Origin of the sequence: Pseudomonas sp. lyk4-R2A-8 (genome assembly GCF_030209095.1) — a bacterium.
Taxonomy (GTDB): Bacteria; Pseudomonadota; Gammaproteobacteria; order Pseudomonadales; family Pseudomonadaceae; genus Aquipseudomonas; species Aquipseudomonas quebecensis.
Genome location: NZ_JARVSS010000004.1, coordinates 177579 through 201045, shown reverse-complemented (window position 1 = coordinate 201045; position 23467 = coordinate 177579). Strand labels below are relative to the sequence as shown.

At 60.6% G+C, this 23467-nt stretch carries 21 protein-coding genes; 18 read left to right on the top strand and 3 right to left on the bottom strand.

What is annotated here, in order from left to right:
- Positions 1–43 precede the first annotated feature (43 nt).
- The 3 genes from QRN10_RS05265 to phhA form a co-directional block, all read right to left on the bottom strand.
- Positions 44–1237 carry an amino acid aminotransferase gene (locus QRN10_RS05265; protein WP_285427959.1) on the bottom strand — a complete coding sequence of 398 codons (1194 nt, stop codon included), beginning with the start codon at positions 1235–1237 and terminating at the stop codon, positions 44–46.
- Entirely contained in the window at positions 1237–1593 is a 357-nt protein-coding gene (locus tag QRN10_RS05260) for a 4a-hydroxytetrahydrobiopterin dehydratase (protein ID WP_003192995.1), read from the bottom strand. The genes QRN10_RS05265 and QRN10_RS05260 overlap by 1 nt, the downstream gene beginning before the upstream one ends.
- Before the next feature lie 99 nt (positions 1594–1692).
- Positions 1693–2484: a phenylalanine 4-monooxygenase gene (gene phhA / locus QRN10_RS05255; RefSeq protein WP_181075887.1), complete on the bottom strand. Its 792-nt coding sequence runs from the start codon at positions 2482–2484 to the stop codon at positions 1693–1695.
- Between the two features lie 258 nt (positions 2485–2742).
- Here phhA and QRN10_RS05250 point away from each other — a divergent pair, with 258 nt between their 5' ends.
- From QRN10_RS05250 to fliE, 18 genes are all read left to right on the top strand, one after another.
- A complete protein-coding gene (locus tag QRN10_RS05250; RefSeq protein WP_181075885.1) occupies positions 2743–4305 on the top strand; it encodes a sigma-54-dependent transcriptional regulator in 1563 nt (520 codons plus the stop codon).
- Between the two features lie 265 nt (positions 4306–4570).
- On the top strand, positions 4571–5311 hold the full coding sequence (locus QRN10_RS05245) for a flagellar basal body rod protein FlgF (RefSeq protein WP_181075883.1): 741 nt from the start codon (positions 4571–4573) through the stop codon (positions 5309–5311).
- A 68-nt stretch (positions 5312–5379) separates the two neighbouring features.
- Positions 5380–6165, top strand: a complete 786-nt coding sequence (flgG, locus tag QRN10_RS05240) for a flagellar basal-body rod protein FlgG (RefSeq protein WP_181075881.1) — start codon at positions 5380–5382, stop codon at positions 6163–6165.
- 52 nt (positions 6166–6217) lie between these two features.
- Positions 6218–6913 carry a flagellar basal body L-ring protein FlgH gene (flgH, locus tag QRN10_RS05235; protein ID WP_181075879.1) on the top strand — a complete coding sequence of 232 codons (696 nt, stop codon included), beginning with the start codon at positions 6218–6220 and terminating at the stop codon, positions 6911–6913.
- A gap of 27 nt (positions 6914–6940) precedes the next feature.
- Positions 6941–8029, top strand: a complete 1089-nt coding sequence (locus QRN10_RS05230; RefSeq protein WP_034099860.1) for a flagellar basal body P-ring protein FlgI — start codon at positions 6941–6943, stop codon at positions 8027–8029.
- Positions 8030–8033: 4 nt separating this feature from the next.
- Entirely contained in the window at positions 8034–9302 is a 1269-nt protein-coding gene (gene flgJ, locus QRN10_RS05225) for a flagellar assembly peptidoglycan hydrolase FlgJ (protein ID WP_285427958.1), read from the top strand.
- Between the two features lie 10 nt (positions 9303–9312).
- A complete protein-coding gene (gene flgK / locus QRN10_RS05220; protein ID WP_181075876.1) occupies positions 9313–11361 on the top strand; it encodes a flagellar hook-associated protein FlgK in 2049 nt (682 codons plus the stop codon).
- A 14-nt stretch (positions 11362–11375) separates the two neighbouring features.
- A complete protein-coding gene (locus tag QRN10_RS05215; protein ID WP_181075874.1) occupies positions 11376–12980 on the top strand; it encodes a flagellar hook-associated protein 3 in 1605 nt (534 codons plus the stop codon).
- A gap of 278 nt (positions 12981–13258) precedes the next feature.
- The gene (locus tag QRN10_RS05210) at positions 13259–14188 is read left to right on the top strand and encodes a ketoacyl-ACP synthase III (RefSeq protein ID WP_181075873.1); all 930 of its coding nucleotides are present in this window, start codon (positions 13259–13261) and stop codon (positions 14186–14188) included.
- A gap of 275 nt (positions 14189–14463) precedes the next feature.
- Entirely contained in the window at positions 14464–15879 is a 1416-nt protein-coding gene (locus tag QRN10_RS05205; protein ID WP_253508763.1) for a flagellin N-terminal helical domain-containing protein, read from the top strand.
- 74 nt (positions 15880–15953) lie between these two features.
- Positions 15954–16304: a flagellar protein FlaG gene (locus QRN10_RS05200; protein WP_285427957.1), complete on the top strand. Its 351-nt coding sequence runs from the start codon at positions 15954–15956 to the stop codon at positions 16302–16304.
- Positions 16305–16385: 81 nt separating this feature from the next.
- Positions 16386–17786, top strand: coding sequence for a flagellar filament capping protein FliD (fliD, locus tag QRN10_RS05195; protein ID WP_181075867.1), 1401 nt, complete (start codon positions 16386–16388; stop codon positions 17784–17786).
- Between the two features lie 140 nt (positions 17787–17926).
- The gene (gene fliS / locus QRN10_RS05190; RefSeq protein ID WP_181075865.1) at positions 17927–18331 is read left to right on the top strand and encodes a flagellar export chaperone FliS; all 405 of its coding nucleotides are present in this window, start codon (positions 17927–17929) and stop codon (positions 18329–18331) included.
- A gap of 25 nt (positions 18332–18356) precedes the next feature.
- The gene (fliT, locus tag QRN10_RS05185; protein ID WP_181075863.1) at positions 18357–18653 is read left to right on the top strand and encodes a flagellar protein FliT; all 297 of its coding nucleotides are present in this window, start codon (positions 18357–18359) and stop codon (positions 18651–18653) included.
- Positions 18654–18822: 169 nt separating this feature from the next.
- A complete protein-coding gene (locus QRN10_RS05180) occupies positions 18823–20298 on the top strand; it encodes a sigma-54 dependent transcriptional regulator (protein WP_181075861.1) in 1476 nt (491 codons plus the stop codon).
- A 110-nt stretch (positions 20299–20408) separates the two neighbouring features.
- Complete coding sequence (locus QRN10_RS05175; RefSeq protein WP_181075858.1) at positions 20409–21620, top strand: sensor histidine kinase; 1212 nt, start codon at positions 20409–20411, stop codon at positions 21618–21620.
- 6 nt (positions 21621–21626) lie between these two features.
- The gene (locus QRN10_RS05170; protein WP_266246284.1) at positions 21627–23003 is read left to right on the top strand and encodes a sigma-54-dependent transcriptional regulator; all 1377 of its coding nucleotides are present in this window, start codon (positions 21627–21629) and stop codon (positions 23001–23003) included.
- Positions 23004–23131: 128 nt separating this feature from the next.
- Entirely contained in the window at positions 23132–23461 is a 330-nt protein-coding gene (fliE, locus tag QRN10_RS05165) for a flagellar hook-basal body complex protein FliE (protein WP_181075854.1), read from the top strand.
- Positions 23462–23467 lie beyond the last annotated feature (6 nt).

Here is a 23467-nt window from a genome sequence, read left to right as displayed (position 1 = left end):
GCGGTGTATCAGTCAACCCTTCACTGACTTAGATGCGCAGTGTTCAGTTGCAGACGTCGGCAATCGCCTCGGCCAGCAACGCCAAGCGTGTCGCATCAATCCCAGCCACATTGGCCCGCCCCGAACTGACCATATACACGCTGTGCTTCTCGCGCAGTTGCTTGACCTGCTCGGCACTCAGGCCGGTATAGGAAAACATCCCGCGTTGCGCGCCAATGTGCGCGAACCGCTCGGATAAACCGTGAGGTGTCAGAGCTTCCACCAACCCGGAGCGCAACTGCGCAATGCGCGCCCGCATGGCTTCGACTTCCTCACTCCACTGCTGTTTCAGCTGGGCATCGCCGAGGATGGTCGCCACCACCGCCGCGCCGTGATCCGGCGGGGTCGACCACAGATTGCGCGCGATGCTGGCCAATTGGCTGCGCACATCCGTGAGCTTCTCGGCATCCGCCGCACATACAATCAGCGCGCCGACACGGTCGCGATAGAGGCCGAAGTTCTTCGAGCAGGAACTGGTGATCAGCACTTCCGACAGTTCGGCGGCAAACAGGCGCACGGCCCACGCGTCCTGCTCCAGGCCATCGCCGAAGCCCTGGTAGGCGAAGTCGATCAGCGGCAGCAGGTGCCGTTCGCGCACGATCTCCAACACCCGGCGCCAATCGTCGTGGGACAGATCGAAGCCGGTCGGGTTATGACAGCAGGCATGGAGCAGCACCACATCGCCTTGCGGCACGGTGGCGAGGGTGGCCAGCATCGCTGCCACATCCAGGCGGTTATCGGCGCCCACGTAGGGGTAATGGCTGACCTTGAGCCCGGCCTTGGCGAAGATGGTTTCGTGGATCGGCCAGGTCGGGTTGCTCAGCCAGACACCACGGCCCGGCAGGTTGGCGGCGATAAAGTCGGCACTCAAACGCAGCGCGCCGGTGCCGCCCGGCGTCTGGGTCGCGCCGGCACGCCGCCCGTGCAACAGCGCGGAGTCGGCGCCCAGCACCAGCTCGCTGATCAGTTGGCCGAACGCGGCGTCACCGTGACCGCCGATGTAGGTCTTGGTGGTTTGCCGGTCTACCAGGCGCTGTTCGGCAAGTTTTACCGACGGCGGAATCGGCGTCAGGCCCTGGTCGTCCTTGTACACGCCCACGCCCAGGTCGAACTTGTTCGGATTGGCATCCTGGGCGTACAGGTCCATCAGCCCCAGGATCGGATCGCCGGGCACGCGGCCAATGGCGTCGAAATGCATTACTTGCGGCCCTCGGCGGTCTTGGCCACTTCATCGGTGCGCGCGGCCATGATGAAGTCGTTGCGGTGCAGGCCCTTGATGGAGTGGCTCCACCAGGTCACGGTGACTTTGCCCCATTCAGTCAGCAGGCCAGGGTGATGGCCTTCGGCTTCGGAGATCTCACCCATGGCGTTGGTAAAGGCCAGGGCAAACTTGAAGTTCTTGAACAGGAAAACCTTTTCCAGCTGCATCACGCCGTCACGCACCTCGATGTTCCAGTCGGGGATCTGCTTGATCAGCACCGGCAGTTCTTCGTCGCTGACTTGCGGGGCATCGGCGCGGCAGGCTTCGCAGTGGGCTTGGTTCAAGGTGGTCATGTGCAAGTGTCCTGAATTCGAATAGGTAGAGGTCAGTGGCGTTACCCTAAAGCAACGCGCGGCCAGGGAACAGACTCACCTGGCCTTAAAAGGCGCGGTTCAAGCGGCCTTTGGTTTGGGCGCAAATTTCGGCGCATGCAGACCCAACTGCATGCCGCGCTCGACCATGCCCATGATGTCTTCCTGCGCCACCTCGAACAGACGCTTGAGGTCGGGCAGCACGAAGTACAGCGGTTGCAGGATGTCGATGCGGTACGGCGTGCGCATCGCTTCCAACGGGTCGAAGGCTTGATGCTCGGGCTCGGAGGACAGGCTGTACACCGTCTCCTTGGGCGACGACAGAATCCCGCCGCCGTAGATGCGCCGGCCGGCCGGGGTATCTACCAGACCGAACTCGATGGTCATCCAGTACAGGCGCGCCAGGTAGACCCGTTGCTCCTTGGTCGCCGCCAGGCCGAGCTTGCCGTAAGTGTGGGTGAATTCAGCGAACCAGGGGTTGGTCAGGAGCGGGCAGTGGCCGAAGATCTCGTGGAAAATATCCGGCTCTTGCAGGTAGTCCAATTCTTCACGGGTGCGAATAAAAGTGGCCACCGGAAACTGTTTGCTGGCGAGTAATTCGAAAAAAGTCTGGAAGGGAATCAGCGCCGGCACGCGGGCGACTTGCCAGCCGGTGGTCTCGGCCAACACCTGGTTGATCTCGCCCAGTTGCGGAATGCGGTCAAGGGGCAGACCGAGCTTGTCGATGCCGTCCAGGTATTCCTGACAGGCGCGGCCCTCAATCACCTTCAACTGACGTGTGATCAGGGTGTTCCACACCGCATGTTCTTCCGGCGGGTAGTGGATAAAACCTTGCGCGTCGGGCTCGCGGGCCACGTAGTGCGTCTGCTTCATACGGCTCTCCTGCTAGGCATTCATTCTTGTTATGTCCTGCGATGGGTCTATTGATAACCCGTTCAGGCTTGCGTGCCAGCCACCTGCCGCGCGCCTGCGTAGGAATATTTACTGATATTCGTAAACTAATCGTTACGCACGCGCCGTTGCGCGCAGTGTTGGGCTGGGAAATGTGCCTGGACTGTCACATAATCTTGACGACTATCTGCGCCCAGCGACAAAAAGCCGCGGCGCCTCCCCACTTTTCGGGCCTCTTTCATGCGTATCAAAGTGCATTGCCAGAACCGCATCGGCATCCTGCGGGACATTCTCAACCTGCTGGTGGAATACGGCGTCAACGTCGCCAAGGGCGAGGTCGGCGGCGAGCACGGCAATGCCATCTACCTGTTCTGCCCGAACCTGGTGAATATGCAGTTTCAAGCCCTGCGCCCGCAGTTCGAAGCGATTGCCGGGGTGTTCGGCGTCAAGCGGGTCGGGCTGATGCCCAGCGAGCGGCGACACATGGAACTCAACGCCTTGCTGGGCGCGCTGGAGTTTCCGGTGCTGTCGATCGACATGGGCGGCTCCATCGTGGCGGCCAACCGCGCAGCGGCGCAGTTACTCGGCGTGCGGGTCGATGAGGTGCCCGGTATCCCGCTGTCGCGCTACGCCGAGGATTTCGATTTGCCGGAACTGGTGCGCGCCAGCAAGTCGCGGATCAACGGCTTGCGGGTCAAGGTCAAGGGCGACGTGTTCCTGGCGGATATCGCGCCGCTGCAATCCTCCGAGCACGATGACAGTGAAGCCATGGCCGGTGCCGTGCTGACCCTGCACCGCGCTGACCGCGTCGGCGAGCGTATCTACAATGTGCGCAAGCAGGAGCTGCGCGGGTTTGACAGTATTTTCCAAAGCTCCAAGGTCATGGCTGCGGTGGTGCGTGAAGCACGCCGTATGGCCCCGTTGGACGCCCCTCTATTAATAGAAGGCGAAACCGGTACCGGCAAGGAACTGTTGGCCCGCGCCTGCCACTTGGCCAGTCCGCGCGGGCAATCGCCGCTGATGGCGCTCAATTGCGCCGGCCTGCCCGAGTCGATGGCCGAGACCGAACTGTTCGGTTACGGCCCCGGTGCCTTCGAAGGCGCGCGGGCCGAAGGCAAGTTGGGGCTGTTGGAGCTGACTGCAGGCGGTACGTTGTTTCTGGATGGCGTAGGTGAAATGAGCGCGCGCCTGCAGGTGAAATTGCTGCGCTTTTTGCAGGACGGTTGCTTCCGTCGTGTCGGCAGTGACGAGGAGGTCTACCTGGATGTGCGGGTGATCTGCGCCACCCAGGTGGATCTGTCCGAACTCTGCGCGCGCGGCGAATTCCGCCAGGACCTTTATCACCGCCTCAATGTGCTGTCGCTGCACATCCCGCCGCTGCGCGAATGCCTCGACGGCCTCGCGCCCCTGGTGGAGCACTTTCTCGACCAGGCCAGCCGCCAGATCGGCTGCCCGCTGCCCAGGTTGGCGCCGGCGGCGATGGATCGCCTCAGCCATTACCATTGGCCGGGCAATGTGCGGCAGCTGGAAAACGTGCTGTTTCAGGCGGTGTCGTTGTGCGAGGGCGGCACGGTCAAGGCTGAGCATATTCGCTTGCCGGATTACGGCGTGCGTCAGCCGCTTGGCGATTTTTCCCTGGAGGGCAGCTTGGAGGCGATCGTCGGGCGTTTCGAGAAGGCGGTGCTGGAGAGCCTGTACGCCGAGCACCCGAGCAGTCGGCAATTGGGCAAGCGACTGGGGGTATCGCACACCACCGTCGCCAACAAATTGCGCGATTACGACATCTTCAAGACCGAAAAATAATCAACTGGCACAGCGGGGGCACAAATGAGGGAGGGGCAAGCCTCCTCCCACATGGGTTCTCTGTCACCCATAGCCCGGGTACTTGCCGTAAGCGGCATAAGTCCGCCGTTTTTTCGACTCCCACCCCGGCGCCTTTATTGAGGCTTGCCGCCAAACCCCCGTCCCGCCTGGACTTTCCTGACTTTTCAAAAGTTGGTTCGCTAATTGCTTAAGCCTCATCAGTACAGCGGTGGGCGGCAAGCGTCCGTCAGAAAGAGGAAAAAGCGTGGACAAGTACCTTTACGTGGCAATGACCGGCGCCAGCCAGAATGCTCTGGCGCAGAAGGCCCATGCCAACAACCTGGCGAACATTTCCACCAACGGTTTCCAACGTGACCTTGAGCAGGCGCGTTCGATGCCGGTGTTTGGTGACAGCTTTCCGGCGCGGGCTTTTGCCATGACCGAGCGTCCCGCCACCGACTTCAGCCCCGGCGCGATGATCGAGACAGGGCGCGACCTCGACGTGGCCGTCAACGGCAACGGCTGGATGGCCGTGCAGACCCCGGACGGCGGAGAAGCTTATGTGCGCAGCGCCAGCATGAACGTGGACGCCCTGGGCGTGCTGCGTGCCGGTAACGGCATGCCGATCATGGGCAACGGTGGCCCGATCGCGGTGCCGCCGCAGCAGAAAATCGAAGTCGGCGCCGACGGCACCATCAGCATCCGCGCCATGGGCGAAGGCCCGCGGGTAATGGCCGAAGTGGACCGCATCAAGCTGGTTCAGCCGGACTTGAAGAACATGAATAAAGGCCTGGATGGCACCATCCATACCAAGGATGGCCAACCGGCCCAGGCCGATGCGGGCGTCAGGCTGACCTCGGGGTTCCTGCAGGCGAGCAACGTCAATGCCGTGGAAGAGATGACGGCGGTGCTGGCGCTTTCCAAACAGTTCGAGCTGCACGTCAAGATGATGAACAGCGCCAAGGAAGACGACCAGGCCATGACGCGCGTCATGCAGATGAGCTGATTGCGGTTTCACTGAACCACTAATTTTGCAGCGCAGCGCCAACAAACAGGCGCACGAAGGAGAACGATATGCTTCCGGCTCTATGGGTTGCCAAAACCGGTCTGTCCGCCCAGGACACCAACCTGACCACCATTTCCAACAACTTGGCCAACGTGTCGACCACGGGTTTCAAACGTGACCGCGCCGAGTTCCAGGACTTGCTCTATCAGATCAAGAAACAGCCGGGCGCCCAGTCGACCCAGGACAGCGAGTTGCCGTCGGGCCTGCAGCTGGGTACCGGTGTACAGATCGTCGGCACCCAGAAGAATTTCAGCGCCGGTAACCTGCAACAGACCGGCCAGCCGCTGGACATGGCCATCAACGGCCGTGGCTTCTTCCAGATCCTGCAACCGGACGGCACTACTTCCTACACCCGTGACGGCACATTCCACCTGGACTCCAACGGTCAGATCGTTACCGCCAACGGGTTTGCCCTGGAACCGGCGATTGTGGTGCCGGCCGATGCCAAGACTTTCACCGTCGGCAATGATGGCACCGTGTCCATCACCGTGGCCGGCAACCCGGCCTCGCAGGTGATCGGCAACCTGCAGACCGCCGACTTCATCAACCCGGCGGGCCTGCAGGCAACGGGCAACAACCTGTTCCTGGAAACCGCCTCCAGCGGCGCGCCACAGATCGGCACCCCTGGCCTGAACGGTTTCGGCACCACGCTGCAAAGCACCCTGGAAACCTCCAACGTCAGCACCGTGGAAGAGATGGTCAACATGATCACCACCCAGCGCGCTTACGAGATGAACTCCAAGGTGATCTCCACCGCCGACCAGATGCTCTCGTTCGTAACGCAGAATCTGTAATCAAGTCTATGGGGCGCCCTGACGGCGCCTGCAACACCGTGAGGTAAGGGTCATGAATCGCTATGTTTCCGTTCTGGCATTGAGTGGGATCGCCGTGCTCGCGGGCTGTGTCGCCCCGACGCCAAAACCCAATGACCCGTACTACGCGCCGGTGTTGCCACGCACGCCGCTGCCGGCGGCGGCCAACAACGGCTCGATCTACCAGGCCGGTTTCGAACAGAACCTGTACAGCGACCGCAAGGCCTTCCGGGTCGGTGACATCATCACCATTACCCTGAACGAGAAGACCCAGGCCAGCAAGAACGCCAACTCCCAGGTCGGCAAGACCAGCAAGGCAGGGATCGGCCTGACCTCGCTGTTCGGTGCCATTCCCAACACCAACAACCCGCTGGGTGACGGCGACCTGAGCCTGAATGCCGGCTACAGCGGCGATCGCGCCACCAACGGCAAGAGCGCGGCGGGGCAGGGCAACAGCCTGACGGGGTCGATCACCGTGACGGTGGCCGACGTGTTGCCCAACGGCATCATCGCCGTGCGCGGTGAGAAGTGGATGACCCTCAACACCGGCGACGAGCTGGTGCGGATTGCCGGCATGGTGCGTGCCGACGATATCTCCACCGATAACACTGTGCCGTCGACCCGCATTGCCGACGCGCGTATTACCTACTCCGGCACCGGCGCGTTTGCCGACGCGAGCCAGCCGGGCTGGTTCGACCGGTTCTTCCTCAGCCCGCTGTTCCCTTTCTAGGTGGCCACTTTGAAATTCAAACAGCTGATGGCGGCGGCACTCCTGCTCTCCTTGAGCGCTGTCGCCCAGGCCGAGCGCTTGAAGGACATCGCCAGTATTTCCGGCGTGCGCTCCAACCAGTTGATCGGCTATGGCCTGGTGGTGGGGCTCAACGGTACGGGTGACCAGACCACCCAGACCCCGTTTACCCTGCAGACCTTTAACAACATGCTCTCGCAGTTCGGCATTAAAGTGCCGCCGGGGTCGGGCAACGTGCAGCTTAAAAACGTCGCGGCGGTGTCGATCAGTGCCGATTTGCCGGCGTTCTCCAAGCCGGGCCAGGTGGTGGACATCACGGTATCGTCCATCGGTAACTCCAAAAGCCTGCGCGGCGGTACCTTGCTGATGACGCCCCTCAAGGGTATTGACGGCAACGTCTACGCCATCGCCCAGGGCAACCTGGTGGTGGGCGGGTTCGACGCCGAAGGTCGCGACGGTTCCAAGATCACCGTCAACGTGCCTTCGGCCGGTCGCATCCCCGGCGGGGCCACGGTGGAACGCACCGTGCCCAGCGGTTTCAACCAGGGCAACAGCCTGACCTTGAACCTCAACCGCTCGGATTTCACCACCGCCAAGCGCGTGGTCGACAAGGTCAATGACATGCTCGGCCCAGGCGTTGCCCAGGCCATCGACGGCGGTTCGATCCGCGTGACCGCGCCGCTGGACCCAAGCCAGCGCGTGGACTACCTGTCGATTCTGGAAAACCTGGAAGTCGATCCAGGCCAGGCGGTGGCCAAAGTCATCATCAACTCGCGTACCGGTACCATTGTGATCGGCCAGAACGTCAAGGTTTCGCCGGCGGCGGTGACCCACGGCAGCCTGACGGTGACCATCACCGAAGACCCGATCGTCAGCCAGCCTGGGCCGTTGTCCAACGGCCAGACGGCGGTGGTGCCACGCTCGCGGGTCAACGCTCAGCAAGAAGCCAAGCCGATGTTCAAATTCGGCCCCGGCACCACCCTGGACGAAATTGTCCGCGCGGTGAACCAGGTGGGCGCGGCGCCCGGCGACTTGATGGCGATCCTTGAAGCTTTGAAACAGGCCGGCGCCTTGCAGGCCGACCTGATCGTCATCTGAGGCCATGGCCATGGATATGCATAAAAGCGGAATCAGCAGCACGGCGGACTCGGGGTCTTACTCCGACCTGAACCGGCTTAACCAGCTCAAGGTCGGTGACAAGAACAGCGAAGGCAACATGCGCAAAGTGGCGCAGGAGTTCGAGTCGCTGTTCCTGAGCGAAATGCTCAAATCCATGCGGTCGGCTACCGAAGCGCTGGGCAAAGACAACCCGATGAACACCCCGGCGGCCAAGCAGTACCAGGAAATGTACGACCAGCAACTGGCCGTCTCGCTGTCCCGCGAGGGCGGCGGCATTGGCCTGGCCGACGTGCTGATGCGCCAGATGCAGAAGAACAAACCGGTGGACGCGCAGGCGGCTACATTGCAGGGGCCTGCAGCGGCCGAAGCGGTCAAGAAAGTCGATGTGCCGACCGAGATCGCCGCCGGTACCCAGGCCGACGGTCCGCTTGGACGCTCCAATGGCCAACGTCCGCTGTGGGCGTTCCGTGTCGCCGAGCCTCAAGCCGGCGCTGCGGCCAGCCACGGCAACGACATGGTACTGATGAACCAGCGCCGCATTGCCTTGCCGAGCAAGCTGACCGATCGCCTGTTGGCCGGCATCGTGCCGAGCACCCAGGTTGCCACCGAGGCCAAGGCCGCGCCGCTGCGCAACAGCGCCTTGCAGGACAACGTGATCAACAGCGGCGCACGCAGCGTTGCCGCGGCCAACGGCAGCATGCAGGTCTATGGCCGCGCCGTGGCCCAACCGCCGTTGGCGCCGGCCAAGAAGGCGTTCAGCTCCCAGGACGAATTTGTCGCCACCATGCTGCCGATGGCCGAAGCGGCCGCCAAGCGTATCGGCATCGATCCGAAGTACCTGGTGGCCCAGGCCGCCCTGGAAACCGGTTGGGGCAAATCGGTGATGCGTGCCCAGGACGGAACCAGCAGCCACAACCTGTTCGGCATCAAGGCCGGCAAGAGCTGGCAGGGCGGCCAGGCACGTGCGATTACCAGCGAGTTTCGCGATGGGGCGATGGTCAAGGAGACCGCGCAGTTCCGCTCCTACGATTCCTATCAGGACAGCTTCCACGACCTGGTGACGTTGCTGCAAAGCAATGATCGCTATAAAGACGTGGTGAAATCGGCCGATAACCCAGAACGCTTTGTACGCGAGTTGCAAAAGGCGGGGTACGCCACCGACCCTAACTACGCCAACAAGATTTCGCAGATCGCCAATTCGATGAACAGTTACCAGAATTACGCCGCCGCGGGCGCGACCACTCTTTTATAAGGTCTGAACCATGAGTTTGCTCAATATCGGGATGTCGGGGCTTAACGCCGCTCAAGGATCGTTGTCGGTCTTGAGTAACAACATCGCCAACGCCAATACCGCAGGCTATTCGCGTCAGCAGACCACGCAAAGCGCGAACGCCGTGAACCAGTTCGGCGGCGTGTACATCGGCAGCGGTACCACTCTGGCCGATGTGCGCCGGGTGTATAACGAATTTCTGGACACTGCTTATCAGAACAGCACCGCGCTCAACGGCGATGCCAAGGCTTATCAGGATCAGGTCAGTGCTATCGACAAGACCTTATCGGACAAGACGACCGGCATGTCGGCGGTGCTCAGTTCGTTTTTTGCCGCGGTGCAGACGGCGGCAAGCAACCCAAGCGACGTGACCGCCCGCCAGGTGATGATCACCAACGCTCAGACGTTGAGCAATCGCTTCAACGCGATTTCCTCGCAGTTGAGCCAGCAGAAAGAGACCATCAATGGTCAGTTGACTTCAATGAGCGATCAGGTCAACCAATTGACTGCCTCGATTGCCTCGCTCAACAAGCAGATCAATCAGGCGCAGGGTTCGACCAACACCACACCCGCCAACCTGCTCGACTCCCGCGCCGAGGCCGTGCGTTCTCTCAACGAATTGATCGGCGTGACCGCAGTCGAAAAGAATGGCGTGTTCAGTGTCAGCACCGGCAGTGGCCAGTCCCTGGTCCTGGGCGACCAGTTCAGCACCATTTCCGCCGTGCCGAGCAGAGGCGATACCAGCCAGTACACCATTGAGCTGAATGCACCCGGCGGCACCAAGCTCGATCTTGGCAACGTGATCAGCGGCGGCAGTATCGGTGGCCTGTTGCGTTATCGCAGCGATGCGCTGATCCCGGCGATCAATGACCTGGGCCGCATTGCAGTGACGACGGCTGATGTGGTCAACAGTCAGCTGGGCCAGGGCCTGGATCTCAACGGTGAGTTCGGCTCCTCGTTGTTCACGGACATTAACAGTGCGTCGGCCGTTGCCCTGCGCAGCCAGGCTGCCCAAGGCAATCTCGGTAATGGCGCCTTGGGTGTGACGATCAAAGACACCAGCAAGCTGACCAATTACGATTACAAGGTTTCCTTCAACGACAGCACCGACCTCACCAAGGCGACCGTGCTGCGTTCCGACGGCAAGGCCATGGGGGTTTACGACCTCAGTGCCACGCCGCCGCCGGTCATTGATGGGTTCACGCTGGCGGTCAAGAGTGGTGCGGTCCAGGCCGGTGACAGCTTCAAGGTCAGCCCCACAGCTAACGGCGCGAAGGAAATCGGCACCGTTCTCACCGACCCTACCAAGCTCGCTTTTGCCGCGCCGCTGCTGGGCGAAGCCAGCAAAACCAACCAGGGCACCGGCAACTTCACACCGCCGGCGCTGACCGTACCCCTGGATATCCAGGGCGGCGCCGCCACTGCTCAGTTGCGCGTCGGCATTGAAAACTCGATGCCGGTGAAGATGGTGTTCGGCAAGCCCGCGGCAGATGGCACCCAGCCGTATAAGCTCAATGATTCCCAGGGTAATCCGATCGGCAGCGGGACTATCGTTCCGGGGCAGGGCAACAAAGTCACCATTAATGTGCCGATGCGCGATGCCAGCGGGGCATTGGTAGTGCCGGCCACCAGTTTCAGTTTTGATACCACGGTGGGCGGGGTGCCAGCGGATGGTGACAGCACTTCCTTCTCGTTCAATGCCGGCGGCAAGTCGGACAACCGCAATGCGTTGCAACTGTTGAATCTGCAGACCAAGGCAACCATTGGCACGGCGGCTGATGGCACCGGCGGCACCAGCCTGGTAGGGGCCAACAGTAAGCTGGTGTCGACCGTCGGTGCCAAGGCTGCTGCGGCCGGCACCGACACCAGCGCCACCGGCGCGCTGTTAACCGCCAATAAAAACGCGCGCAATTCGGTGTCCCAGGTCAACCTGGATGAAGAGGCCGGTGACATGATCAAGTTCCAGCAGTACTACACCGCGTCGTCGCAGATCATCAAGGCTGCGCAAGAAACCTTCAGCACGCTGATCAATAGTCTTTAAGGGAGCCAGGGACGATGCGCATTTCTACCCAGCAGTATTTCGAGACCAGTTCCACCAAGTACTCGAACAACTATTCCGGCGTGGTGAAAGCCCAGGACCAGGCCAGCAGCGGCGTGCGCGTGCAAACCGCCGCGGATGACCCGGTGGCGGCGGCACGTTTGTTGATGCTGCAGCAGCAGAAAGACATGCTGACCCAGTACAACGGCAATATCACCAGCCTCAAGGACAAGCTGACCAACGAAGAGAGCGTGCTGGGCGCGATCAGCGATGCCATGCAGCGCGCCACTGAATTGGCGCTGCGTGCCGGTGGTTCGGTCAGCGACGCGGATCGACGCTCGATCGCCAGCGAAGTGGGGGCGATCGAGGATCAGGTGCTGGGTTTGCTCAACAGCAAAGACTCTTCCGGTAACTATCTGTTTTCCGGCTCCAAAACCCAGACTCCGCCTTATACGCGTAACAACGATGGGACCTACAGCTATCAGGGTGATGAAACACCGCTGAGCCTGCAGGTTTCCAATACGCTGACGATCAACGCCGGCGATACCGGCAAGACTGTCCTGGAAGGCGCGGCCAACTCGGGTCGTACCCAGGCCCCGTGGCTGGCGCCGGTGCCTCAGACGGTGCCGCCGACTGTCAACGACAACAAGGTGGCCCTGTCCGCCGGCCTGGTCACGTCGAGCGCTGACTACTCGAATAAATTTGCCGATGGCCAGCCATACAAGCTCACGTTCACCAGCAGTACGCAATTTAAGGTGGAGGATAAAAACGGTACCGATATCACTTCCGAGATCCCCGGCAACGGCACGTTCGATGCCTCCAAAGAAGGCAGCTCCAGCGTTGCGCTGCGTGGTGTGAAGTTCGATATCACCCTGAAGCTGGGCGACGATGTCGCGCCAGGCGCGCCCTCCGATGCGCTGGTCAAGGACCGTACGTTCAGCCTGGAGTCCAAACCCGACACCTTCAGCGTCTCGCGCACGCCGAGCAACGCCTCAAACGCCCAACTGACCGGGGCTCGTGTGTCAAACCAGACGGACTATGCCAGCACCTTTCCGACCAACAGCGGCGCGATCATCAAGTTCACCAGTGCCACGGCCTATGAGGTGTATGCCCAGCCGTACACCACCGACAGCAAGACCATTGCCACCGGTGATACCGGTGGCGGTACCACGGTGACAGCGGCCGGCGTGACCTTCGATGTGAGTGCCGGGCCACCGCAGCCGGGTGATCAGTTCTCCGTCGGGGCCAACACCCAGAAGACCCAGAATGCACTCGATACCCTGGGGCAGTTGCGTCATGCCCTGGAGCTGCCGGCCGATGGCAACCCGGCGGCGACCGTCAAGCTGAAGGACGTACTGGATACGTCCATCGCCAACCTGGCCAATTCGACGTCCCAGATCGTCAACGTGCGGGGCTCCATCGGTGCGCGAGGCCAGGCGTTGACTATCCAGTCCGACGAAAACGCCAGCATTGGTATCGCCAACACCAGCACGATGAGCGACTTGGCCAACATCGACATGGGCGAGGCGGCAATCAACCTGTCGCTGCAGCAGACCATGCTGCAAGCCTCGCAACTGGCATTCGTGAAGATCTCGCAGTTGAGCCTGTTCAATAAGATGTAATTTCAGCGCGTGAACGCCGCGGCCCAGCCTGGAAACAGGTTGGGCCGCAGTCGTTTTCGCGGCTCAATTGTTTAAAGGTTTTCATAAACCGCAGAAAATTGAGTGACCTGTGAGTCATAAAGCGCATCTTCACTGTATCGTGTGAAAAGGATAAGTCGTCACAGGGTCCTTGCGGGGCGGCTTTCAGCGAAATTTTTATGGGGTTACCCCCTTTATTGTCAGCACCCCAGGCGTCGGCCTTGGGGTGTTCTCCAGCTATTTAGTATTGGGAAGCCACAATGATTGGCATAAAAAGCATCGCCAGTTACGTGCCGGCGGACGGTATCGATAACTACGCCCAGGGTGCCAAATTCGCCAAGGATGAAGAATTCATCATTGGCAAGATCGGTTCGGCGTTCCTGCCGCGCAAGGAAGCTGCGCAGGAAACCTCCGATCTGTGTGTCGAAGCGGTCAACGCCTTGTTTGCCAACAACCCGGATCTCAAGCGCGAGTCGATTGACGCGCTGATCGTCGTGACCCAGAACGGCGACGAGGAGGGCTTGCCCCATACCGCCGCTATCGTCCAGGACAAACTGGGCCTGCCGACCCACGTCGCCGCGTTCGATATTTCCCTGGGCTGCTCCGGTTACGTCTACGGCATCTACGCGATGAAGGGCTTCATGGAAGCCACCGGCCTGAAAAACGGCCTGTTGATCACCGCCGACCCGTATTCGAAGATTGTCGACCCGGAAGATCGCAACACCACCATGCTGTTCGGCGATGCCGCCACCGCGACCTGGATGGGCGAAGACGCTTCGTGGCAGCTGGGCAAGTCCAAGTTCGGCACCGACGGTTCCGGCGCGCCGCACCTGAAGGTCAGCGACGGCGTGTTCTTCATGAACGGTCGGCAGGTGTTCAACTTTGCCCTGCTCAAGGTGCCGGCGCATTTGCACGAGCTGCTCAATGAATCGGAGCTCAAGGCCGATGACATCGATGCGTTCTGCATTCACCAGGGCAGTGCGGCGATTGTCGACGCGGTGGCCCGTCGTTTCGAAGACGCACCGGTGGACAAGTTCATCAAGGACATGGTCGAGACCGGCAACACCGTGTCGTCGAGCATTCCGTTGCTGCTGGAAAAGCACGTGATGGACGCCACCTGGAAGCGCGTGGCGATCAGTGGTTTCGGTGTGGGCCTGTCGTGGGGATCGGCGATTCTCTATCGACCGTGACGTTTCAGTAGACGGCTTCTCTGGTAAATGCAAACGCCGATGATTGAAAAATCATCGGCGTTTTTTATTTGGCGCCAAAAAAGCCCGTGAAATCGACGCTGGGGCTCGGGCTAAACCCTTGAATTGCAAGGGGTGGCACCACGCCAGTAAAAAAAATCAAAAAAACCCTCAAGCAACCGGCTACCACGACGATAACTATTACGTAGGTTCTCTAGGCCACACCCGGCAGTTGCCAGGGCCGGAAGCCGCAGTATCCATCCAACGAGGATTTCGTCATGGCTTTAACAGTAAACACCAACATTGCTTCCGTCTCCACTCAGGGCAACCTGAACAAAGCTGGCACCGCCCTGGCCACTTCCATGCAGCGCCTGTCTTCGGGCCTGCGTATCAACAGCGCTAAAGACGACGCTGCCGGCCTGGGTATCGCTACCCGTATGACCAGCCAGATCAACGGCCTGGGTCAAGCAGTGAAGAACGCCAACGATGGTATCTCCATCGCGCAGACCGCTGAAGGCGCAATGCAGGCTTCGACCGACATTCTGCAAAAAATGCGTACCCTGGCTCTGTCCTCGGCTACCGGCTCCCTGAGCACCGACGACCGTAAGTCGAACAACGACGAATACCAGGCTCTGACTTCGGAACTGACCCGTATCTCGCAAACCACCACTTTCGGTGGCCAGAAACTGCTGGACGGTTCGTACGGTACCAAAGCCATCCAGGTTGGCGCCAACGCTAACGAAACCATCAACGTAAGCCTGGACAACGTTGCGGCCAACAACATTGGTTCGCAGCAAGTCAAGAGCATTGGTATCACCCCAGGTGCCGGTGTTGCTGGCGGCGCAATCGCTGTAACCGGTAACGGCCAGACTAGCAGCGTCACCGTAGCGGCTGCTGCTTCGGCCAAAACCATCGCTGCCCAACTGAACGGCGCCATCGGTGGCCTGGGCGCTACCGCCAGCACAGAAGCTCAGTTCGTGGTCGGCGCAGGTGCTGCTACTGCTCCTGCTTCGTTCACCATGACCGTTGGCGGCCAAGCCACTACGTTCGTCGGCGTGACCGATACCGCCAGCCTGGCTGACCAGCTGAAGTCCAACTCCGCCAAACTGGGTATCAGCGTTAACTACGATGAGTCCAAAGGCACCCTGTCGGTTAAATCCGACACCGGTGAAAACCTGGCCTTCAGCGCTTCGACCGCTGCCGGTACCATCACTGTCGCCACCAAAGACGGTTCGGGTACCTACGGCACTGCTACCGCCCTGGCTGACGGCATCATCGCTACCGGTGCTGTGAACCTGAACTCCTCCAAGGGCTACTCCCTGGAAGGCGCTGGTGTGACTGGTATCTTCGGTGCCGGTACTTCGGCTGCTTCGGCCAAGACCACCGTGTCGCAAACCGACGTGACCGACGCCACCAAGGCACAGAACGCTGTGTCCGTGATCGACCAGGCTATCGCTTCCATCTCCAGCGCCCGTTCGGGTCTGGGTGCTGTTCAGAACCGTCTGACCAGCACTGTGGATAACCTGACCAACATCCAGAAAAACACCACTGCTGCCCGTAGTACTGTTCAGGACGTCGACTTCGCTTCCGAAGCCGCTGAACTGACCAAGCAGCAAACCCTGCAGTCGGCTTCGACCGCGATCCTGTCGCAGGCTAACCAACTGCCATCCGCTGTACTGAAGCTGCTTCAGTAATTCAAGCGCTTGGTAGCTGACGGAAGGGCGCGTTTACGTGCCCTTTCGTCTTTTCCAATCAGAGGAGATTGGGCATGGACATGAACGTAAATTTGAACTTGTCTTATCCGTCGCTCGCCCCTCAAGGCGCTGTGGCACCTGTGGTTGTGGATAAAGACAAAAGCAAGGTTGAAGCGACTGCACCAACCCCGGATAAGACCAAACCTGGCGATCTGGAAAAAGCGGTCACCGACATTAAAGAATTCGTACAAGCGGCCCAGCGCAATCTGGATTTTTCCATTGATGATTCCACTCACAGGGTCGTGGTCAAGGTCATTGCCACCGACACCGGTGAAGTGATCCGCCAGATCCCATCGGAAACGGCCTTGAAATTGGCGCAGAGCTTGTCCAGCGCCAGTCATGTGCTGTTTGACGACAAGGCTTGAGCTGGCATGAAACTTGTTGCTGCTACTGTCTGATGCGTAATTCGTCAAGATAACGGCAGCCACCGGACTAGGAGAAAGATGATGGCGGGTACAACGATTACTGGCGTGGGGTCTGGTTTCGACACCCAGGCAATTGTGAAATCCCTGGTGGATGCCGAACGCGCGCCGAAGCAGGCGCAGATCAACGCACAGTCGCAAAAGGCAACGACCCAGCTGTCGTCGATCGGCAAGATCCAGGCCGCGCTGGATGCGTTCCGCGGCGCGCTGGACAGCATGGCGACCGATAACAGCTTCAGTGGTTTGACCGGCACGTCCTCGGACGAAAAAGTCGCCACTATGACGGCCAACCAGGGCGCGGCCAACGGCAGTTTCTCGCTGGTCGTCAACCAGCTCGCAAAACCCTCGAAGCTGTCGACCACCAGTTTTGCCGGTGGTCAATCCACGGTCGTCAACAGCACGGGCAAAGCGACGACGCTGACCATCAGCCAGTCAGGCAAGAACTTCGACCTGAGTGTGCCGGCCGGTGCGACCTTGCAACAGGTGCGCGATTCGATCAACTCGCAGTTCGGCACTGCCGGTCTGAGTGCCAACATTCTCACCGACTCCAACGGTTCGCGGATGATCCTGACGTCCACCAACGGCGGGGTAGGGTCTGACCTGACCATGTCGGGCAACTCCGGGATCGACACGGGCTACAAAGTGGTCGACGTGCCGCAGAACGCCAAGTACACCATCGACGGCATTGCGGCGGAATCCAAGTCCAACAGCATCACTGATGCCGTGAGTGGCGTGAGTATCAAGCTGCTGACTGTGTCGCCTTTAACCACACCCTCCGACACGACATCCACGGCTCGCAATGCCCTGACCATCTCGGTAAGCACCAGCACTACCGCACTGAAGTCCGGGGTCAAGGGGTTTGTCGACACCTACAACGCTCTGCTCAAGGCCATGAACGCCGAGACCAAAGTGACCAAGGATGCCGCCGGTAACTCAGTCGCGGCAACGCTGACCGGCGACTCGACCATGCGCACCCTGCAATCGGCGATCCGCAACGAGTTCAATATGTTGTCCGGCAACGGCACCTTGAAGTCACTGGCGCAGTTCGGTGTGAGTACCGATCAGGACACCGGTGCACTGAGCATCGACGCCAAGCAATGGGACAAGGCGGTGCTGAGCAATCCGGCGGATATCAACAGCATCTTCAGTGGCAAGTCAGGCCTGCTGGCGCGTATGAAGGCGGCGACCGAGCCCTACGCGAAGGCGTCCACTGGCATCCTGGCCACGCGCACCGCGTCGTTGTCCGAGAGCCTCAAAGACCTGAACAAAGACCAGATCAGCCTGGATGAGCGCATAACCACCATGCAGGATGCGCTGACTCGTAAGTACACCGCCATGGACACCTTGGTGGCGCAGCTGCGGCAGCAGAGCAACAGCATTCTCGGCACGCTCAATGCGATCAGTAATTCAAAAAGCGATAACTGATTGAATGGTCGAAAAAAAGCCCAGGTTCATTGACCTGGGCTTTGTTCTTCAAGCCGCCGACGGGTTAAAGTTTCCTGCAACCCAGTCGACATATTAGTTAGTGAAATCCTTCTCGCTGTTGCTTGTCACGAGGTAGAAACATGAATCCCATGAGAGCCCTTCGCCAATATCAGAAGGTCAATTCCCACGCCCAGATCTCCGAAGCCAGCCCGCATCGCCTGGTACAGATGCTGCTTGAAGGCGGCCTGGACCGTATGGCACAAGCCAAGGGCGCCCTGGCGCGCGGTGATATTGCTCAGAAGGGTCTGATGCTGGGCAAGGCCACCGATATCATTATCGGCCTTCGTGATGGCCTGAATGCGGAAAAAAGCGACAACAAGGAATACGTCCAGCGCCTGGAAGGCCTGTATGTGTACATGAGCAACCGCCTCATGGAGGCCAATCTGCACAACGATGCCGACATGATCGACGAAGTCGCGCAACTGCTGATTACCGTGAAAGAAGGCTGGGATGCCATCGGGGCGCCGCAGGGCGTCGCACAATAAGACCACGGGTCTTGAGGAACACGTCATGAGCCACGCACTGCAACGCATTGATGAAACCCGCGAAGCCTTGATCGGCGCGCTGGCGGAACGTAACTGGGAAGCCATCGGCGAGCTGGATATGGGCTGTCGCAGCGTGATCGACGAAGTGCTCAATGAGGCCCCGGTGGATGAAAGTGCGCTGCGGGAGAAGCTGGAGAGTCTGCTGGCGGTGTACCAGCAGCTGCTGACGGTAACGACGGGCGAGCGCCAGGCGATTTTCGAGGAGATGTCGCAGATCAACCAGGCGAAGAATGCGTCCAAGGTCTACCATCTGTTCGGGTGAACAGACGCAGTTAATCCGACCGGCGCGTCATAAATTTGACCGTGCCAGCTTTTTTCACTTAACTAGTGCTGTTTTCAGAGTTCAGACGTCTATAGAGTAAGAAGTCCTACGGCCGTCTCGATTGTCCCTACACTGGGGCAGGAAGTTTTACTAGGGAAGTTGCTATTGCATGTGGCGTGAAACCAAAATTCTGCTGATTGATGACGATAGCGTCCGCCGCCGCGATTTAGCGGTGATTTTGAATTTTCTCGGCGAAGAAAATCTGCCCTGCGGCAGCCACGACTGGCAGCAGGCGGTCAGCTCGTTGTCGTCGAGCCGTGAAGTCATTTGTGTGCTGATCGGGACCGTAAACGCTCCTGGCGCTATTTTGGGCTTGTTAAAGACACTGTCGACCTGGGATGAGTTCCTTCCCGTGTTGCTGATGGGTGAAAATTCTTCGGCGGACCTGCCGGAAGACCAGCGCCGCCGTGTGCTGTCCACCCTGGAAATGCCGCCCAGCTACAGCAAATTACTCGACTCCCTGCACCGTGCCCAGGTCTATCGCGAGATGTACGACCAGGCCCGCGAGCGCGGTCGTCACCGCGAACCCAACCTGTTCCGCAGCCTGGTCGGCACCAGCCGTGCCATCCAGCATGTACGCCAGATGATGCAGCAAGTGGCCGACACCGACGCCAGCGTGCTGATCCTCGGCGAATCGGGCACCGGCAAGGAAGTGGTCGCGCGCAACCTGCATTACCACTCCAAGCGCCGCGACGGGCCTTTCGTGCCGGTCAACTGCGGGGCGATCCCGGCAGAGCTGCTGGAGAGCGAACTGTTCGGCCACGAGAAGGGTGCCTTCACCGGGGCGATCACCAGCCGTGCCGGACGGTTCGAACTGGCCAACGGCGGCACTCTGTTCCTCGACGAAATCGGCGACATGCCGCTGCCTATGCAGGTCAAGCTGCTGCGCGTCTTGCAGGAGCGCACGTTCGAGCGCGTCGGCAGCAACAAGACCCAGAGCGTGGACGTGCGCATCATCGCCGCGACCCACAAGAACCTCGAAAGCATGATCGAGATCGGCAGCTTTCGTGAGGACTTGTACTACCGCCTCAATGTATTCCCCATCGAGATGGCCCCGCTGCGTGAGCGCGTGGAAGACATCCCGCTGCTGATGAATGAACTCATCTCGCGGATGGAACATGAAAAGCGTGGCTCGATTCGCTTCAACTCCGCCGCGATCATGTCCCTGTGCCGTCATGGCTGGCCGGGCAACGTGCGAGAACTGGCCAACCTGGTAGAGCGCATGGCGATCATGCATCCCTACGGTGTGATCGGCGTGGTCGAGCTGCCGAAGAAATTCCGCTACGTCGACGACGAAGACGAGCAGCTGGTCGACAGCCTGCGCAGTGACATGGAAGAACGGGTCGCCATCAACGGCCACACCCCGGACTTCGGTTCCACCGCCATGCTGCCGCCGGAAGGCCTGGACCTGAAGGACTACCTCGGCAACCTGGAACAAGGCCTGATCCAGCAGGCCCTGGATGATGCCGGTGGCATCGTCGCCCGTGCCGCCGAACGCCTGCGCATCCGTCGCACCACCCTGGTGGAGAAGATGCGCAAGTACGGCATGAGCCGACGGGAAGGAGACGAACAGGCGGATGATTGACGCCTGTTTTTCAACTGACTGAAAACTAAGCCTATTTTTTTAGGCACGGGTATTGCTACAGCCCTCGCAACGTTCCGTTTAACTGACGGTCAGCCAAGCGAGAGAGCATCATGCCCCACGCCGCCCAATTAGCCTCAGCCCCTGCCATCCAGGGGCTTGTTCCATCCGCAGAGCCGCTTGCCCGGCAGGGTCTTGAACAGGCGTTCTCGCAGTTCAGCCAGATGTCCAGCCAACTGAGCGACTCCTACAGCCTGCTTGAAGCGCGCGTTTGCGAGCTCAAAGGCGAGCTGGCGGTAGTCAGTGCCCAGCGCATGCAGGAACTGGCTGAGAAAGAGCGCTTGGCCAACCGTCTGCAAAACCTGCTCGATTTGCTCCCTGGCGGCGTGATCGTGATCGACGATCAGGGCCGCGTACGCGAAGCCAATCCGGCCGCCTGCGACCTGTTGGGCCTGCCGCTGGAAGGCGAGCTGTGGCGTCACGTCATCACCCGTTGCTTCGCCCCGCGTGAGGATGACGGCCATGAAGTGTCCCTCAAGGACGGGCGGCGCCTGTCGATTTCCACCCGTTCCCTGGACGCCGAACCTGGCCAATTGGTGCTGCTTAACGACCTGACTGAAACCCGTCACCTGCAGGACCAGTTGGCACGCCATGAGCGATTGTCGTCCCTGGGGCGCATGGTCGCTTCTTTGGCGCACCAGATCCGCACGCCATTGTCGGCGGCATTGATCTACGCCAGTCATTTGACTGACGAGCAATTGCCGGCCGCCACCCACCAGCGTTTTGCCGGGCGCCTCAAGGAGCGCCTGCATGAGCTGGAGCATCAGGTTCGCGACATGCTGGTGTTTGCTCGCGGAGAATTGCCGCTGACCGACCGCATCACGCCGGCCGAACTGATGCACGCGCTGCAGGCTGCGGCCGCCCCCCACATTCAGGACGCGCAGGTGCGCTGGCAGTGCGACAGCCACCAGGGCGAGCTGCTGTGCAATCGCGACACGCTGGTAGGTGCGCTGCTCAACCTGATCGAAAACGCCACCCAGGCCAGCGCGTCCGGCGCGCGGCTCAAGGTGCACCTGTACCGTCGCGAAGACACGCTGCGCCTGTGCATCAGCGACAGCGGCAGCGGCATCGACCCTGAGGTGCTGCGGCGCCTGGGAGAACCCTTTTTTACCACCAAGACCAACGGAACCGGCCTGGGCCTGACCGTGGTCAAGGCTGTGGCACGCGCGCATCAGGGACACTTGCAACTGCGTTCCCGACTGGGGCGCGGCACCTGTGCATTGATGAGCTTGCCGCTGTTTTCAGGCGCGGCCGGCACGGAGTAACGAACGATGGCTATCAAGGTTCTATTGGTCGAAGACGACCGCGCCCTGCGTGAAGCATTGGCTGACACGCTGCTGCTGGCGGGCCATGACTACCGGGCGGTCGGTTCGGCCGAAGAGGCCTTGGAGGCAGTGGCCCGGGAGGCGTTCAGCCTGGTGGTCAGCGACGTCAACATGCCCGGCATGGACGGTCACCAGTTACTGGCCCTGTTGCGCGCCCGTCAGCCGCAACTGCCGGTGCTGTTGATGACTGCCCATGGCGCCGTGGAGCGCGCGGTGGATGCCATGCGCCAGGGCGCGGCGGATTATCTGGTCAAGCCGTTCGAGCCCAAGGCATTGATCGAGCTGGTGGCGCGTCACGCCCTGGGCGTGATCGCAGCGAGCGAAGGGGAGGGGCCGATCGCCATCGAGCCGGCCAGTGCCCAGTTGCTGGAGTTGGCGGCCCGCGTGGCGCGCAGTGATTCCACGGTGTTGATATCCGGCGAGTCGGGCACCGGTAAAGAAGTGCTGGCGCGTTACATCCATCAGCAATCGACCCGCGCCAGTCAGCCGTTTATCGCCATCAACTGCGCGGCGATCCCCGATAACATGCTGGAAGCCACGCTGTTCGGTCACGAAAAAGGTTCGTTCACCGGCGCCATCGCCGCGCAAGCGGGCAAGTTCGAACAGGCCGACGGCGGCACGCTTTTGCTCGATGAAATTTCAGAAATGCCCCTGGGTCTGCAGGCCAAGTTGTTGCGGGTGCTGCAGGAGCGCGAAGTGGAGCGCGTCGGTGCGCGCAAGCCGATCCAGCTGGATATCCGCGTGATTGCCACCACCAACCGCGACCTGGCCGGCGAAGTCGCGGCGGGGCGTTTCCGTGAAGATTTGTTCTACCGCCTGTCGGTATTTCCCCTGGCCTGGCGCCCATTGCGCGAGCGCCCGGCGGACATCGTGCCGCTGGCCGAGCGCCTGCTGCATAACCACGTCAAAAAAATGAAGCACGCCCAGGCGCGGCTGTCGGCCGAGGCGCAGGCGTGCCTGATCGCTTACCCCTGGCCGGGCAATGTGCGAGAGCTGGACAACGCCATCCAGCGCGCCCTGATCCTGCAGCAGGGCGGCTTGATCCAGCCCCAGGATTTCTGCCTGGCCATGGGCAGTGGCGCGGCGCCGCTGCCGACACTGGCCCCCGCACCGTTGGTCGCCGAGGTGGAAACCGTCAGCGCTTTGGGCGATGACCTGCGTCGCCGCGAATTCCAGATGATCATCGACACCCTGCGCGCCGAGCGCGGCCGCCGCAAAGAGGCCGCCGAGCGCCTGGGCATCAGCCCGCGCACGCTGCGCTACAAGCTGGCGCAGATGCGCGACGCTGGCATGGATGTGGAAGCGTATCTTTTCGCCACCTGAAATTTCCTAAGGCGTACAGGGTTTGTCGCCTTTTCTTACGAGTCGCCACGGATCTGGCACCCTTGTTGCTACCTCCCCTAGTAACTGCTGCGTAGTGTCAAATTTTTGCGGGTCGGAGAGAGAAGGTCATGAGCCAGGGTATTGAGTTCAATCGGTTGATGTTGGATATGCGCTCCATGCAGATGGATGCCATGGCTCAACCGAAATCCGTCGCGCCAGCGCCGCAACTGGGCCAAAGCAGCTTTGCCGACATGCTCGGCCAGGCCATCAACAAAGTCAGCGACACCCAGCAAGCCTCTAACCAGTTGGCCAGCGCGTTCGAAATCGGCAAGAGCGGCGTGGACCTCACCGACGTGATGATCGCGTCGCAAAAGGCCAGCGTTTCGTTCCAGGCTCTGACCCAGGTGCGTAATAAGCTGGTACAGGCCTATCAAGACATCATGCAGATGCCGGTTTAAGGGCGA

Excerpts from the sequence above, each read along its gene's own strand:
- phhA (WP_181075887.1), bottom strand. The coding sequence starts at position 2,484 with ATGAAGCAGACGCACTACGTGGCCCGCGAGCCCGACGCGCAAGGTTTT.
- flgG (WP_181075881.1), top strand. The coding sequence starts at position 5,380 with ATGCTTCCGGCTCTATGGGTTGCCAAAACCGGTCTGTCCGCCCAGGAC.
- QRN10_RS05230 (WP_034099860.1), top strand. The coding sequence starts at position 6,941 with ATGGCGGCGGCACTCCTGCTCTCCTTGAGCGCTGTCGCCCAGGCCGAG.
- QRN10_RS05260 (WP_003192995.1), bottom strand. The coding sequence starts at position 1,593 with ATGACCACCTTGAACCAAGCCCACTGCGAAGCCTGCCGCGCCGATGCC.
- QRN10_RS05250 (WP_181075885.1), top strand. The coding sequence starts at position 2,743 with ATGCGTATCAAAGTGCATTGCCAGAACCGCATCGGCATCCTGCGGGAC.
- QRN10_RS05205 (WP_253508763.1), top strand. The coding sequence starts at position 14,464 with ATGGCTTTAACAGTAAACACCAACATTGCTTCCGTCTCCACTCAGGGC.
- QRN10_RS05200 (WP_285427957.1), top strand. The coding sequence starts at position 15,954 with ATGGACATGAACGTAAATTTGAACTTGTCTTATCCGTCGCTCGCCCCT.
- QRN10_RS05170 (WP_266246284.1), top strand. The coding sequence starts at position 21,627 with ATGGCTATCAAGGTTCTATTGGTCGAAGACGACCGCGCCCTGCGTGAA.
- QRN10_RS05215 (WP_181075874.1), top strand. The coding sequence starts at position 11,376 with ATGCGCATTTCTACCCAGCAGTATTTCGAGACCAGTTCCACCAAGTAC.
- flgJ (WP_285427958.1), top strand. The coding sequence starts at position 8,034 with ATGGCCATGGATATGCATAAAAGCGGAATCAGCAGCACGGCGGACTCG.
- QRN10_RS05265 (WP_285427959.1), bottom strand. The coding sequence starts at position 1,237 with ATGCATTTCGACGCCATTGGCCGCGTGCCCGGCGATCCGATCCTGGGG.
- QRN10_RS05210 (WP_181075873.1), top strand. The coding sequence starts at position 13,259 with ATGATTGGCATAAAAAGCATCGCCAGTTACGTGCCGGCGGACGGTATC.
- fliS (WP_181075865.1), top strand. The coding sequence starts at position 17,927 with ATGAATCCCATGAGAGCCCTTCGCCAATATCAGAAGGTCAATTCCCAC.
- flgK (WP_181075876.1), top strand. The coding sequence starts at position 9,313 with ATGAGTTTGCTCAATATCGGGATGTCGGGGCTTAACGCCGCTCAAGGA.
- fliE (WP_181075854.1), top strand. The coding sequence starts at position 23,132 with ATGAGCCAGGGTATTGAGTTCAATCGGTTGATGTTGGATATGCGCTCC.
- flgH (WP_181075879.1), top strand. The coding sequence starts at position 6,218 with ATGAATCGCTATGTTTCCGTTCTGGCATTGAGTGGGATCGCCGTGCTC.
- fliD (WP_181075867.1), top strand. The coding sequence starts at position 16,386 with ATGGCGGGTACAACGATTACTGGCGTGGGGTCTGGTTTCGACACCCAG.
- QRN10_RS05175 (WP_181075858.1), top strand. The coding sequence starts at position 20,409 with ATGCCCCACGCCGCCCAATTAGCCTCAGCCCCTGCCATCCAGGGGCTT.
- QRN10_RS05180 (WP_181075861.1), top strand. The coding sequence starts at position 18,823 with ATGTGGCGTGAAACCAAAATTCTGCTGATTGATGACGATAGCGTCCGC.
- fliT (WP_181075863.1), top strand. The coding sequence starts at position 18,357 with ATGAGCCACGCACTGCAACGCATTGATGAAACCCGCGAAGCCTTGATC.